The organism is Paraburkholderia phymatum (assembly GCF_040965635.1).
In the GTDB taxonomy this organism is placed as follows: domain Bacteria; phylum Pseudomonadota; class Gammaproteobacteria; order Burkholderiales; family Burkholderiaceae; genus Paraburkholderia; species Paraburkholderia phymatum_B.
The window spans coordinates 58,782-72,910 of the sequence record NZ_JBFRCH010000006.1; the positions used below are offsets into that span (position 1 = coordinate 58,782).

Annotated in this window: 13 protein-coding genes and 1 tRNA gene; 7 read left to right on the forward strand and 7 right to left on the reverse strand. The window is 63.5% G+C overall.

All coding sequences use genetic code 11. The features are described from left to right. Window positions 1-28: 28 nt before the first annotated feature. Together AB4Y32_RS13865 and gloB are read right to left on the reverse strand one after the other, a co-directional pair. Complete coding sequence (locus AB4Y32_RS13865; RefSeq protein ID WP_368721885.1) at window positions 29-1,714, reverse strand: transglycosylase SLT domain-containing protein; 1,686 nt, start codon at window positions 1,712-1,714, stop codon at window positions 29-31. Between the two features lie 154 nt (window positions 1,715-1,868). Beyond that, window positions 1,869-2,660 (reverse strand): hydroxyacylglutathione hydrolase, encoded by a 792-nt coding sequence (gene gloB / locus AB4Y32_RS13870; protein WP_368721886.1) that lies wholly within the window; start codon window positions 2,658-2,660, stop codon window positions 1,869-1,871. A gap of 19 nt (window positions 2,661-2,679) precedes the next feature. On the opposite strand from gloB, the gene AB4Y32_RS13875 reads away from it, so the two are divergent. From AB4Y32_RS13875 to AB4Y32_RS13890, 4 genes are all read left to right on the forward strand, one after another. After that, the gene (locus AB4Y32_RS13875) at window positions 2,680-3,495 is read left to right on the forward strand and encodes a class I SAM-dependent methyltransferase (protein WP_368721887.1); all 816 of its coding nucleotides are present in this window, start codon (window positions 2,680-2,682) and stop codon (window positions 3,493-3,495) included. After that, window positions 3,492-3,938: a ribonuclease HI gene (rnhA, locus tag AB4Y32_RS13880; RefSeq protein ID WP_152757096.1), complete on the forward strand. Its 447-nt coding sequence runs from the start codon at window positions 3,492-3,494 to the stop codon at window positions 3,936-3,938. The genes AB4Y32_RS13875 and rnhA overlap by 4 nt, the downstream gene beginning before the upstream one ends. Window positions 3,939-3,999: 61 nt before the next feature. Next, window positions 4,000-4,749 carry a DNA polymerase III subunit epsilon gene (gene dnaQ / locus AB4Y32_RS13885; RefSeq protein ID WP_368721888.1) on the forward strand — a complete coding sequence of 250 codons (750 nt, stop codon included), beginning with the start codon at window positions 4,000-4,002 and terminating at the stop codon, window positions 4,747-4,749. A gap of 48 nt (window positions 4,750-4,797) precedes the next feature. After that, a tRNA-Val gene (locus tag AB4Y32_RS13890) sits at window positions 4,798-4,872 on the forward strand. A gap of 84 nt (window positions 4,873-4,956) precedes the next feature. On the opposite strand, the gene AB4Y32_RS13895 is transcribed toward AB4Y32_RS13890, so the two are convergent. The 3 genes from AB4Y32_RS13895 to AB4Y32_RS13905 form a co-directional block, all read right to left on the reverse strand. Then, window positions 4,957-5,412 carry a DUF2214 family protein gene (locus AB4Y32_RS13895; protein WP_368721889.1) on the reverse strand — a complete coding sequence of 152 codons (456 nt, stop codon included), beginning with the start codon at window positions 5,410-5,412 and terminating at the stop codon, window positions 4,957-4,959. An 86-nt stretch (window positions 5,413-5,498) separates the two neighbouring features. Further along, window positions 5,499-6,365: a hypothetical protein gene (locus AB4Y32_RS13900; protein WP_368721890.1), complete on the reverse strand. Its 867-nt coding sequence runs from the start codon at window positions 6,363-6,365 to the stop codon at window positions 5,499-5,501. Between the two features lie 251 nt (window positions 6,366-6,616). After that, window positions 6,617-7,681, reverse strand: a complete 1,065-nt coding sequence (locus tag AB4Y32_RS13905; RefSeq protein WP_368721891.1) for a glycosyltransferase family 4 protein — start codon at window positions 7,679-7,681, stop codon at window positions 6,617-6,619. 709 nt (window positions 7,682-8,390) lie between these two features. Here AB4Y32_RS13905 and AB4Y32_RS13910 point away from each other — a divergent pair. After that, window positions 8,391-10,226: an ABC transporter ATP-binding protein gene (locus AB4Y32_RS13910; RefSeq protein WP_368721892.1), complete on the forward strand. Its 1,836-nt coding sequence runs from the start codon at window positions 8,391-8,393 to the stop codon at window positions 10,224-10,226. Between the two features lie 108 nt (window positions 10,227-10,334). Here AB4Y32_RS13910 and otsA read toward each other — a convergent pair whose 3' ends face one another. Together otsA and otsB are read right to left on the reverse strand one after the other, a co-directional pair. Then, window positions 10,335-11,759 carry an alpha,alpha-trehalose-phosphate synthase (UDP-forming) gene (gene otsA, locus AB4Y32_RS13915; RefSeq protein WP_368721893.1) on the reverse strand — a complete coding sequence of 475 codons (1,425 nt, stop codon included), beginning with the start codon at window positions 11,757-11,759 and terminating at the stop codon, window positions 10,335-10,337. A gap of 55 nt (window positions 11,760-11,814) precedes the next feature. Beyond that, on the reverse strand, window positions 11,815-12,564 hold the full coding sequence (otsB, locus tag AB4Y32_RS13920; protein WP_368721894.1) for a trehalose-phosphatase: 750 nt from the start codon (window positions 12,562-12,564) through the stop codon (window positions 11,815-11,817). A gap of 487 nt (window positions 12,565-13,051) precedes the next feature. Between otsB and AB4Y32_RS13925 the strand changes: the two genes are divergently transcribed. Then, window positions 13,052-13,624: an SCO family protein gene (locus AB4Y32_RS13925; RefSeq protein WP_368721895.1), complete on the forward strand. Its 573-nt coding sequence runs from the start codon at window positions 13,052-13,054 to the stop codon at window positions 13,622-13,624. 17 nt (window positions 13,625-13,641) lie between these two features. Next, complete coding sequence (locus AB4Y32_RS13930) at window positions 13,642-14,121, forward strand: copper chaperone PCu(A)C (protein WP_368721896.1); 480 nt, start codon at window positions 13,642-13,644, stop codon at window positions 14,119-14,121. The last annotated feature ends 8 nt before the right edge of the window (window positions 14,122-14,129 follow it).

Sequence of the window (14,129 nt, forward strand, 5' to 3'; positions counted from 1 at the left end):
GGTCGTCCTCGAAAAGGCCGCTTGTTGTCTACTTGCTCTTCTTCGCGCTGGACGAGACTTTGTGGCGGCTCGCAGTCTCGCCCTTCGACGCCTTGCCCGCCCCTTCCGTCGAGACCTTCGTCATCTTGCCCTTGGCGGCCGCCGGCTTGCTGGACTTGCCGGCCGGCTCCGAAACCCTGACGACGCCCGAATGGCCGCGGCCCCGTTTCTTGTCGTATCGCGACTCGGAGCGCGAGTCGGCAATCTGGGCGCCAGTCCGCTCGCCGCCACCGCCGACAGGCACGGTCGCCAGCTTCTGCGGGCCCGGCTCGGCCGGCATCGCCTTGCCGACGGGCACGTGCAGCACGATCACCTGACCCGGCATCACGACGTCGCGCCGCGTACGGTTCCATGCCTTGAGCTGCCCGTTCGACACGCCGTAGCGATCGGCAATCAGCGCCATCGACTGCTTGCGGCGCACGCGGATCAGCATCTTGCGCGTGTCGGGCACGTCCGGCTCCATCGCGAGCACGGCGCTTTCGGCGACGTCGGCGCTGATGTCCTCGTCGTCATCGTCGGCGCGCGGCACGACGATCGTCGAGCCCGGCTTCAGGCGCATGCCCGCCGGAATCTTGTTGACGGCCATCAGCGTGTCGGCATCGACGCCGATCTTCTCGGCGATCGCCGCCGGACGCGAGCGTTCCGTGACCGTGTAGGTCGTCCACGACGACAGCGAGCCCGAGTACGACTTCAGATTGCGCTCGAAGGCGCTGGCGTTATCGAACGGCAGCAGGATCTGCGGCTGCGTCGCGCCGAGGATGACCGGCTTCTTGAACGACGGGTTCAGCGAGCGGAATTCGTCGGGCGTCATGTTCGCGAGCTTCGCCGCCGTGTCGACGTCGATGTCATGCGACGTCGTGACCGTCACGAAGTACGGGTGGTTCGGAATGGACGGCAGCGTGAGCCCGAACACCTGCGGATTCGTCACGATATTCTTGACGGCCTGCAGCTTGGGCACGTAGTTGCGCGTTTCCAGCGGCATGCGCAGGCTTTGATAGTCCGTCGGCAGGCCGGCCGCCTCGTTGCGCGCGATCGCGCGCTGTACGTTGCCCTCGCCCCAGTTGTACGCGGCGAGCGCCAGATACCAGTCGCCGAACATATCGTGCAGACGCGACAGATAGTCGAGCGCCGCGCTGGTGGACGCGAGCACGTCGCGGCGCTCGTCCTGCCACATGTTCTGCTTCAGGTTGTACGTGCGGCCCGTGCCGGGCACGAACTGCCACATGCCCGCGGCCTTCGCGACCGACAGCGCCTGCGGGTTGTACGCGGACTCGATGAACGGCAACAGCGCCAGTTCGGTCGGCATGTGGCGCGCTTCCAGTTCTTCGACGATGTGATACAGGTACTTCTGCGACCGCTCGGTCATGCGCTGGACGTAGTCAGGACGCTGCGCATACCAGTTCGCCTGCATGTCGACGAGGTCGCTCTGCAGGTCGGGAATCTGAAAACCACGGCGGATACGTCCCCAGAGATCGGAGTCCTCGCTGGTTAACTGGTCGACGGAACTCTGGTCGACGTTGATCGTTTCTTTGGCGGCGGCGGTCTTGCGAAGGGTGTCGGCTACGGCTTGCTGGCTAGCTGGATTGGAAGCAGTTGAAAGGCTGTTCGTCGTTGGCCCCTGGCTCGCGCATGCGGCGAGCGTCAGGACCAATAACGCGCTGAAGATAAATCTCATGAACGTCTCGGCTTCCAAAGGGCTGGAATTTGCAGCCGATAGTACGAAAGTGCGCCTTTTCCGTCAATCGGAAAAACGTGAAAAACGCCGCGAAATCTGAAGCTTGGCGTTTTTTTCTATGATTCGGATGAGCATGCCCCCATGGTTTACCTGGTTAGCTGAACCTGTTCTTCCATTCCCGCATCAGCGTGAATGCGGCCAGCCGGTCAGGCACCGATTCGTGTAATTGGTCGGCGAGCGTAGCCTGGACGGCCGGCTCGCCGGCGCGCAAAAACGGGTTGACGGCGCGTTCGTGCGCAATCGTCGTGGGCAGCGTCGGGACGTGCCGCGCACGCAGGGCCGCTGCTTCGTCGCGCCAGGCTTGCAGCTTCGCGTTGTCCGGCTCGCACGCGAGCGCGAAGCGGATGTTCGACAGGGTGTATTCGTGCGCGCAATGGACTTCCGTTTCGCCCGGCAACGAAGCAAGCGCGTCGAGGGACTTCAGCATCTGCGCGGGCGTGCCTTCGAACAGCCGTCCGCAGCCGCAGGCGAACAGCGTGTCGCCGCAGAACACGTGCGGCGTGCCGCGCGGGTCGGCGGGCTGGAAGTACGCGATATGGCCGCTCGTATGCCCCGGCACGTCGAGAATCGTGAAGTCGAGTGGCGGCGCGTCGATGTGCACGGCGTCGCCGTTTTCGAGCCGCGTGGTCAGCCAGGGAATCGCTTCTCCCGCGGGACCGTAGACGGGTACGACCTGGCCATCCAGCAGATCGGCCACTCCGCCGACGTGGTCGGCATGATGGTGGGTGAGTAAAATAGCGCTCAGCCGCCATCCCCGTTTTGCCAGATAAGACTTCACCGGGGCGGCATCGCCCGGATCGACGACCACGGCATGACGGCCGTCCGACACGACCCAGATGTAATTGTCATCGAATGCCGGGACGGGCACGTACTCGAGCGAATTCATAGGCGACGCATTCTTCAACATGTCTGACCGATCGATTATAGACTGGCCTGCCTGGACCACCTCCCCTCCCGGACGCTATGTGCTGGAGTGGGAGCAGGCGCAGCTCGACCGCGTGGTGTCCGACGTGTTCGGCTATCACGCGCTGCAACTCGGGCTGCCGCAACTCGATGCGCTGCGCGAGAACCGCATGCCTTGCCGCGGGCTCGTGCTCGACGCCGAAAGCGGCGCGAGCGCCCCGTACACGTTTCCGCGCGGCGTCGCGGGCGGCCAGCCCGGGCGCCACGCGCCACCCGGGCGCAGCTCAGTCTGGTGCGATCTGCTCGATCTGCCGTTCGAGGCGCAAAGCGTCGATCTGATCGTGATGCCTCACACGCTGGAGTTCACGCGCGATCCGCACCGTCTGCTGCGCGAAGCCGAGCGCGTGCTGATGCCGGAAGGCCAGCTGATCATTCTCGGCTTCAATTCGCTGTCGCTGTGGGGCGCGCGGCAGTCGGTCGGCAAGGTGACGGGACGTCCGTTCGTGCCCGCCGCGCACGATCTGATCGCCTTCACCCGCCTGAAGGACTGGATCAAGCTGCTCGGCTTCGATCTTGATCGCGGACGCTTCGGCTGCTATTGTCCGCCCCTCGTCAGCGAAAAATGGCTTTCGCGCTATCAGTTCATGGAAGCCGCGGGAGATCGCTGGTGGCCGATCTTCGGCGCCGTCTACATGGTCACGGCGATCAAGCGCGTGCGCGGCATGCGCCTCGTCGGCCCGCTGAAAGTCAAGAAACCCGTGCTGGCCCCCGGCCTGACACCCGCCGCCACACCCAACGCACGCAACAAACATCAATGAGTTCTGACCTGATCGAAATCTTCACCGACGGCGCCTGCAAGGGAAACCCCGGCCCCGGCGGCTGGGGCGCATTGCTGCGCTATGGCACGCAGGAAAAGGAACTGTTCGGCGGCGAAGCGAACACGACGAACAACCGGATGGAGCTGATGGCCGTGATCGCGGCGCTCGAGGCATTGAAGCGCCCATGCAAGGCAATCGTGCACACGGACTCGCAATACGTGCAAAAAGGCATCAGCGAATGGATTCACGGCTGGAAAAAGAAGAACTGGATGACGGCCGCAAAGGCGCCCGTGAAGAATGCCGATCTGTGGAAGCGGCTCGACGCGCTCACGCAGCAGCATGAACTCGAGTGGCGCTGGGTAAGGGGCCACTCGGGTCATCCCGAGAATGAACGCGCCGATGCGCTCGCCAATCGCGGCGTCGCGATGCTCGCGGATCTGTAACGGCTCTCACGGCAATCTCGCCTTTCGAGGCATCCAATCAACCAGGCAGAGCAATTCCGACATGCGCCAAATCATCCTCGATACGGAAACCACCGGACTGAATGCAAAGAGCGGCGACCGCATAATCGAAATCGGCTGCGTCGAGCTGGTTAACCGCCGGCTGACAGGCAACAACCTGCACTTCTATGTCAACCCGGAACGCGACAGCGATCCGGGCGCGCTGGCCGTCCACGGCCTGACGACGGAATTCCTGAGCGACAAACCCAAGTTCGCAGAGATCGCGGACGCGCTGCGCGATTTCGTCACGAACGCGGAGATCATCATTCACAATGCACCGTTCGATATCGGCTTTCTCGATGCCGAGTTCGCGCTGCTCGGCCTGCCGCCGTTCAGCGAGCATTGCGGCGAAGTGATCGACACGCTCGTGCGCGCGAAGTCGATGTTCCCGGGCAAGCGCAATTCGCTCGATGCGCTATGCGACCGCTTCGGCATCAGCAACGCACACCGCACGCTGCACGGCGCGCTGCTCGACTCGGAACTGCTCGCCGAGGTCTATCTGGCGATGACGCGCGGCCAGGAAAGCCTCGTGATCGACATGATCGGCGAAGCGGCATCTGGCGTTGCGGGCGGCACGAAGCGCATGAAGCTCGACGAGGTCGAGCTCGTCGTGCTCGCCGCCACCGGCGATGAGCTCGCCGAACACGAAGCGCTGCTCGACGGTCTCGACAAATCGCTGAAGGGGACGAGCGTGTGGCGCACGCAAGCGGCGGCGGAAGATGCCTCCGCAACCGCCGATGCGCAAATCGCTTAAAAAGTGCTTGTCGAAGCCTGAAAGACCTGACATAATGCACAGCTCTTCGGGTGGTTAGCTCAGCGGTAGAGCACTGCCTTCACACGGCAGGGGTCACTGGTTCGATCCCAGTACTACCCACCAGATTCGAAGAAAAGAAGGCCCGGACGGAAACGCCCGGGCCTTTTTCTTTTCCCGTTCTATTTCCTCGTTCGATTCTTCGTGCTGCTACGCGGCCGCCCCGATGCCGCGCGCCATACCCGAAGCGGCGAACACCATCACGATCAGCAGAATGGCTTGCCAGTGACCGATGCGCGCCAAGCGCCCGGCGCGAGTGAGATCCGGTGTATCGACTTGTTTGACGGCGATGCGCCAGCGGATCAGCGTCATCATCGGCATCACTTCGAGAACGAGGATCAGCACGAGCGCCGCCATCTTGATGTGGAAAAGCGGCTCGTGCAGGTAGTAATCGACGCCCTTCTCGAAGTCCCCGAAGACACGCATCAAGCCCGTGACGATCAGAACGATGGCCGCGATGCCCCAACCGGTGTCCGCTAGAAAGACGCGTGGCAGGTCGGTGGGACCGGACAGGCGGCGCAGCGCCCGTGTGCGTCCGATGATCGATGCGAGCGCGAATCCGTAGCCCAGCAGATGAACAGCGGCAAGCAACCAGCGGATCAGCATGGACACCTCCATGATCGATGCAAAGCGGCCGTTGATGCTTCGGGAAAACGACGGAGCGCGACTCGCGAGAGGCGCGCTCCGAAATCTCAGGACTGGCGCAGGCTTGCGTCGAGCGCTCGGGCCGCCACACGATCGCCTTCGGACGAAAGCGGCGTGCGAAATACCGTCTGCCGGTTATGACCGGCGGCGGCGGGCGAATCCCACATGAGCTCGACCTTGGGACGGCGCAGCAGGCCGCCGACGCCCGCGCGCTCGAGCGTCGCGTGACCGTTCGCGACAGGCGGCACCGTAGCGGGCTGCGCGCCGGACAGGTCGACGGACGCGACGGATGGCATCGCGCGCCTCACGCCGGAACCGCCCGACACCACATCGAGCCAGCGCAGCGACAGCTCGCGCGCATCGTATTGGCCAAGCTTGCGGCTTTCGGCCCAGACGATCGCCGTACGTGTAACGGCGTCGATCGAGATCGCGAAGCGCCCGATCGCGAAGCGGCGCGCAGCGATATTCGTGCGCCACAGCGCGCGCGGCCGGCAGATCCAGACGACGACGGCGTACAACGTAGGCGCCGCGATCAGCCAGCCGTTCGTCGCGGCGACGGCATTGAACGCGCGCCGCCAGTCGGCCGCCCAGACAAACGCGCCGACCGACCAGACGGCGAACAGCAGACCGAGAAACGCAAAGAGACGCAGCGCCTGACGCAGCCACTGCGGCAACGGATGAAACGGCCGCTCGGCGCGCGGCTTTGCGCCCGGCAGGAAAATCAGAAGGAACAGGAAGACGAGGTTGATGCACGCCCATGGCGACGACGCCATCGCCTGAAGCGCGGTCAGCGGCGCCATCTCGCCCATCGAAAAGAGCCAGCGAGCCAGTATTACGAGACCGATGGCGCGAAGCGCGAACATCGTGCCGGCACCGGGCACTGCGCTCGCACGCGTCTGTTTCGTTCTCGCCAAAGCACTCTCCTCATGTGGACGCGCCGCGCCGGATTTGCGGCACGGCCATTATAGGGATATTACGGATTCGTCTCACGGTTGCAGCGCCGGAACACGCGCTTTCGAACCATTCGCGCTCATGCTACACATCGGCGTGCAGCGTAAATGCAACAACGCCCCGCATGTTCGGCACATGCGGGGCGCTGGTCGTGAATCGCAAGGACGGCCACGGAACCCGGTTAGGGCGTCCCGGCGGCCCTCGATGCCGGCGATCAGCCTGCGTTGACTTCGCGCAGCACCGTGCGGCGCTTCGCGCGCAGCATCTCTTCGTACGTCTTCAGATAGTTCTGCGCCATCACCTTCGACGAGAAGCGCGATTCGAACGCGTTGCGCACCGTCGCGCGCGGCAGTTGGTCGAGGCGCTTGACGGCTGCGACAGCGCTGATTTCGTCTTCGACGACGAAGCCCGACACACCGTTTTCGATCACTTCCGGCACCGAGCCGCGCTTGAACGCGATGACAGGCGTGCCGCAAGCCATCGCTTCGATCATCACCAGACCGAACGGCTCCGGCCAGTCGATCGGGAACAGCAGCGCGTGCGCATTGCCGAGGAACTCGGTCTTCTCAGACTCGCTGATTTCGCCGATGTACTCGACGTGCGGCAGCTTCATCAGCGGCTTGATCACTTCGTCGTAGTACGCGCGGTCGGCCTTGTCGAGCTTCGCGGCGACCTTGATCGGCATGCCGGCCTGCTCGGCGATGCGGATGGCCGTGTCGAGACGCTTCTCCGGCGAGATGCGGCCGAGGAACGCGAGATAGCTCGGCTTGACGTCGGGGATCGGGGTCAACAGGTTTTCGGGCAGGCCGTGATACACGGTCGACAGCCAGTTCGCCTGCGGCAGCGGCTGGCGCTGGTTGTCCGAGATCGACACGACGGGCACGTCGTTGAACGTGCTGAAGATCGGCTGCAGTTCCGGCAGATCGAGACGGCCGTGCATCGTCGTCAGGAACGGCACCGGCTGGCGCGCGAACAGCGAGAACGGGTAGTAGTCGATGTGGAAATGCAGCACGTCGAATTCGTCCGCGCGGCGGCGCACTTCTTCGAGCAGCAGCATGTGCGGCGCCATCACGTCGCGGATCGTCGGGTCCAGACGCAGAGCCTGCGGCCAGAATGCTTCGAGCTTCGCGGAGGTTTGCGAATCGCCGCTTGCAAAGAGCGTCACGTCGTGACCCAGCTCGACGAGCGCTTCCGTGAGATACGACACCACGCGCTCGGTGCCGCCATAGAGCTTGGGAGGAACCGCCTCGTGCAACGGAGCGATTTGAGCGATTCGCATAATGGAGAACTCCTCGTAAAAGATCAGGCAAAAAGACTGCAGTTTGGTAAAAGCGACTTCGCGTGCTCGCCAGGGCGCTCGGTTCTGCGGGCAGCATTGAGCTGCATACAACACGAGCCTGATTCTTTCGAGAAATTCCTGCGATGGATCGCTTGGTAAGACGCCAGTTTGGTCAGTGTCAAGGTCTGTGCACTAGCGGTAAACGCGGCTCATGAACTGACGTTGACAAACTGTCAGATATTTCCTGACGGGACCGAGCATGCATTATCGATGCCTGTTCGCACGGCCGGCCCCGACATTTCAAAGTCTTTACGTTGTTACAGACGCGAAACACTTCGCAAACCCTTGTTTTCTCAAGGCGTTTTACAGTGGGAACCTTGCATTGGCACTGGCGCCGCAAGCCGTGTGACGACGGTCATCGATGAATCGTCGACGAGCGCGGAGCAACCACCGCGCCAGCTTCGTATGCAATCTGTAATTATATCTTGAAAATTCTCGCCGATGGCGTGAACCTCTTGACCCGCAACGGGTCCAGCCTGGGAAAGCTTACCGGTACATGTCGCAAAAATAATCGCTCCCTCATTGGTCTTACCGCCATGCGAAATGGCTTTTGCATGTTTACAATGCGGGGCCTACGCTGGTTGTTATGAGCCGCGCCAGGCACAGCCGTTGCACGATTTGAACCCGACCCAAACGACTCACTGAACAATTGGAACATCTGACAATCGCCCAGCGCAACGCCCATAACGCAAGGCTCTCCGGCTATGCGAACCGGCCGCTTGCATTCCTCTTTCGCTTTATTCGCCGCCACCCGGTCGCCCATCTGGTCGTCGTGAGCAGCGTATTCGCGGCCGTGGGTTGTGCGCTCGCTTCGCAATACGCGATCAAGCATCTGATCGACGTGCTTGGCGAAGGCCGTCATCATCCGGGGCCGCTTTGGGGCGCATTCGCGATCCTCGTCGGCCTGATCGCCGCCGACAACATGCTGTGGCGCGTCGGCGGCTGGGTTGCCGCGCACACGTTCGTCGCCGTCACGGGGGATCTGCGCAAGGACCTCTTTCAGTACCTGAGCGGCCATTCGCCGACCTACTACGCCGAGAAGCAGCCCGGCATGCTCGCGAGCCGGATCACCGCGACATCGAACGCGGTCTATACGGCCGAGAACACGACCGCGTGGAACGTGCTGCCGCCGTGTATCGCCGTGGCGGGCGCGATCGTGATGATCATTGCCGTCAATCCGCTGATGGCGCTCGGCCTGCTGACCTGCTCGGCGATTCTCTCCGTCGTGCTGTTCAAGCTGGCGGGTCGCGGCTCGGCGCGGCATCACAACTTCGCGACGAAAGCGGCCTCCGTCGACGGCGAGCTCGTCGACGTGATCGGCAACATGAGCCTCGTGCGCGCGTTCGGCATGACGTTCCGCGAACAGAAGCGCTTTGGCGCGACCGTGAAGTCGGAAATGGACGCGCGTCAACAAAGCCTGCTTTACCTCGAGAAACTCCGTCTGCTGCACGCGGTGATCACCGCGCTGCTGTCGGCGGGTCTGCTCGGCTGGGCGCTGTGGCTGTGGGATCAGGGCAAGGCGACCTCCGGCGACATCGTGCTCGTCAGCTCGCTGGGCTTCACGATTCTGCACGGCACGCGCGATCTGGCCGTCGCGCTCGTCGACGTGACGCAGCACGTCGCCCGCCTCGCCGAAGCCGTCAAGACGCTGCTCGAACCGCACGGCATGCCTGATCGCAACGATGCAACCGAACTCGTGCCGCAAGGCGGGCGCGTCACGTTCGAGAAAGTGACGTTCGCGTATCCGAAGCGGCGCCCGATTCTCGATCACTTCGATCTCGACATTCAGCCGGGCCAGCGTGTCGGCCTGATCGGCAAGTCGGGCGCGGGCAAGTCGACCGTGCTTGCGCTGCTGCAACGCTTCTACGAAACGCAGGGCGGACGGATCATGATCGACGGCCAGGATATCGCCGCGATCACGCAGGACAGCCTGCGCCACGCGATCGCGCTCGTGCCGCAAGACATCTCGCTGCTCCATCGCACGGTCTACGAGAACATCGCATATGGACGGCCGGAAGCAACGCGCGATGAGGTGATCGCCGCCGCGCGCGATGCCCGCTGCACGGACTTCATCGAAGCGATGCCGGAAGGCTTCGACACGATCGTCGGCGATCGCGGCGTGAAGCTCTCGGGCGGTCAGCGGCAACGCATCGCGATTGCGCGCGCGATCCTGAAGAACTCGCCGATCCTGCTGCTCGACGAAGCAACGTCCGCGCTCGACAGCGCATCCGAGGAAGCGATCCAGAAAGCGCTCGACCGGCTGATGGTCGGCCGCACGGTGATCGCGATCGCGCACCGCCTGTCGACGCTGCAAAACTTCGACCGCATCATCGTGATGAGCGCGGGCAGGGTCATCGACGACGGCAGCCCGGAAGAGTTGCGCAATCGTCCGGGCCTGTATCGCGATCTGCTTTCCAAGCAATTCGGCAAGCAGTCGACGCTGCACGTCGGCGGCAAGAAGCTCGATGAGCAGCATGTGGCCTGATGCGCGGCGCCACGCCGTCTGAACCCGCAATAGAAAAAGCCGCTTCGAAGTTCGAAGCGGCTTTTTTGTGCCCGCACGGTGCGCATGGAAGGTACGAAAGCCCGGAGATCAACCCGTCGCGGCTTCGTTTGCCACCCTCTCCTCGTCGCCGGACACCTGCTGCAAATCGCGCATGAAGTTGTCGCGCCACACGGACACGTTGTTCTCGCGCAGCTGCGCGATCATATCTTCGAAGCGCGCCTTGCGTTCGGCGAGCGGCATCGACAACGCAGTGCCGAGCGCGTCGGCCATGCCGTCGACGTCGACGGGATTGACGATCAGCGCGCCCGTCAGTTCGTGCGCCGCGCCCGCGAAACGCGACAGCACCAGCACGCCGGGGTCCTCAGGGTCTTGCGCCGACACATACTCCTTCGCGACGAGATTCATCCCGTCGCGCAACGGCGTCACGTAGCCGACATGCGCCGTGCGGAACAGCGCCGCGAGCACGGGCCGTTCATATTGCCGATGGATATAGCGGATCGGCGTCCAGTCGAGCTCGGCGAAGCGACCATTGATGCGCCCCGATTCGCCTTCGAGCTGCAAGCGGATTTCCTGATACGCGTGCAGATCGGAACGCGTCGGCGGCGCGATCTGCAGGAACGACACCTTGTCGCGATACGCGGGCGCATGTTCGAGCAGCCGTTCGAACGCACGAAAACGCTCGACGAGCCCCTTCGAATAATCGAGCCGGTCGACGCTCATGATCAGCTTGCGCGCGTGCAGCGTCGCTTCGATCGTGCGCACCGGCTTGTCGTGCTCACCCGCCTTGGCCAGCTCGGCGATCTCGTCGGGATACACGCCGATCGGATACGCCGCCGCGCGCAACGTGCGGCCGAATGCGTGGACGATGCTCGGCCCCTGCGCCGACGCATCGACGCTGCCGCTCGCTTCGTTGACGATGTAATCGCAGAACGCGCGCAGATCGGGCTTCGTCTGGAAGCCGAGCAGATCGAACGAACAGAGCGCCTCGACGAGCGCGCGGTGCGGCGGCACGGCAAGCAGCACTTGCGCGGCCGGAAACGGAATGTGCAGGAAGAAGCCGATGCGGTTCTTCACGCCCGCCGTGCGCAACGCCTGCGCGAACGGGATCAGGTGATAGTCGTGTACCCAGATCACATCGTCGTCGCGCAAGAGGGGCACCAGCTGCTGTGCGAGCCACGTGTTCACGCGGCAATAGCCCTCGAAATCGTGCCGGTCGAATTGCAGCAGATCCGGCCGATAGTGGAACGCGGGCCACAGCGTCGCGTTCGAAAAGCCCCGGTAGTACTGGTCATAATCGCGGCGCACGAGACCGACGGTCGCGAACGTTACGGGGCCGCGCTCTTCCAGCCTGATTTCCGGCTGGCCGGAACTGAGCACGTCGCCGCTCCAGCCGAACCACATGCCGCCCGTTTCCTTGAGCGCGTCATAGACGCCGACCGCGAGTCCGCCCGCTGCCGGCCCGCCCTCGGAGATCGGCGCGACGCGGTTCGATACGATGATCAGCCGGCTCATGGCGCGGGGCTTCCGTGCGGGACGAACGCCGTCGAGCAATGATGAGCGAACGCCATCATGCGTTGCGCGCCGACGCGACGACTTCGGACAGCCACTTGAGCAACGCGCTCACGGAGCCGATGTGCGCCGACGCGATCGTGTCGCCGCCACCGACCTTGATCGACAGGCCACCGCGTTCGTTGACGACCGCGAAGCCCTTCTCGTCGGTGAGATCGTCGCCCGCGAACACGGGCGTGCGGCCCGTGAACGGCGGCTCGTCGAGAAACGCGCGCAGCGCGCGGCCCTTGTCGACGTCCTTCGGCTTGATCTCGTACACCATCTTGCCCGGCTGAAGCACATAGGCGCCCGGATAATCGGCGACGAGCCTTGTCGTCGCTTCGCGCGCGACGGGCTCGCGATCGGGCGCGTTGCGATAGTGCAGCGCGAGCGCCGCGCCCTTGATCTCCAGCAGCATGCCGGGATTCGCGTTGACGATGTCGGCGAGCACCTGCTCCATGCGCAGCAGCCGTTCGTCATTGAAGCCGATGCGCTGCGTGTCGCCATTCGCATCGCGCCGCTCGGCGCCATGCAGACCGGCGACGGGCAGATCGGGCATGCCGAGAAACTGGTCGATGCTGTCGATGCCGCGACCCGACACGATCGCCACAGCGCCGTTCGTCAGGCGCCGCAACTCGGAGAGCAAGGCGATGGCCTCGGGTTGGACCAGCACGCCATCGGGTGTCGGTGCCAGATCGACGAGCGTGCCGTCGAAATCAAAGAAAAATGCCGTCTCCGTCGGAGACAGAAATGCCGGAAGTGCTTGCATCGGTGTACGTTGCCTCTCAGCTGCTTGCAGCCGGAAAAGTGTGCGCATCTTACCGCGCATCGGTCGTTTTTTCGAGAAAGTAAGTCTGCGCGTCGCGCGCGCGGGCGATCCGGACCGTCTAGCCGGCAGGACGGATTCAAAATCCGTCGATCCGGCTACAGGTGCCTTTCAGCACTCTGCGGCATATTGACCCGGCTTCCGCATCGAAAGTCCACGGTACAACGGCGCGCGCAAAATTGCGATAGAGTCCCAACGGCGCTGGCCCGGAATAACGGCATGCCGCAACGCGTATTACCGGCAAATTGCCGAACACGGCGCGCCGTTTGCGTCGCAGTCGACATGCTGTCTTGCAACGTGTTGGTCGCTCTTCTCAGTCGAGTCGTCAAAGCAGTCTTTGTTCCCGAAAGTCCTCGTGCCCCACTTGCCGCTCTTCGCTTCCCACGCTTTCCTCCGGCGACGTCTCGCCGCGCTGTGCATCGCGCTGGGTATGGCCCTCATCGCGGCGTTCGGCATCGCGGGCTGCTCGCATTCCAGCGAGCCGTGGCATCTGACGGACGTGAGCGGCCATCTGCCGGACCTCGATTTCACGCTGACAGGCGACGACGGCCGCCCCGTCGCGGCAAGCTCGCTCAAGGGAAGCACGTCGCTCGTCTACTTCGGCTATACGCATTGCCCGGACGTGTGCCCGGAAACGATGGGGCGGCTGATGCAGGTCATCGGCAAGCTGGGGCCGGATGCGCAGAAGGTACGCATCCTGTTCGTCACAGTCGATCCGGCGCGCGACACCCCGAAAGCGCTGCACGATTACGTCAGCGCATTCGATGCGCGGCATGCGCTCGGACTCACGGGCACGGACGCGCAGATCGAACAGCTGGCGAAGCACTATCGCATCGCGTATCAGATGGAGAAGCGCGATCCGGGCGGCAATTACGAGGTAACGCACAGTTCGGCCGTCTACATCTTCGACGCGCAGAATCACGCGCGCCTGCTCGCCACCGACCACGATACGCCCGACGTCATTGCCGAAGACGTGCGCCGTATCATCGAAGACCACTCATGATTTCTCACAGGTTCGCCATGACACAAAAAATCAAAACGCTTTCGAGAATCCACGCGCTAGCCTGCACCGCCGCCATTGCGTTCGTCGCGACGGGCAGCATCGCCGCGCACGCAGCCGACAGCAAGCAGGCCATCGCCGCGCAAAACGCATGGGTGCGCTGGCTGCCGAACAACCTGCCCGCGGCTGCGTATGTGACGCTGACCAATTCGAGCGACAAGCCCGTCGATCTCGTCGACATTTCGAGCGCCGACTACGGCAACGCGATGTTGCATCAGACGGTCTCCAACGGCTCGACGCAAAAGATGGTGATGGTCGACAAGCTGACGGTGCCCGCGCATGGCCAGGCATCGATCGCGCCCGGCGGCTATCACGTGATGCTCGAAGACGCGAAGCACAAGATCGCGCCGGGCGACACGGTTCACCTGAAGCTGCAGTTCTCCGACGGCGAAACGCTCGATGCGCCGTTCGCGGTCAAGTCCCCCGCGCAAGCGAAGTAACGCGATAC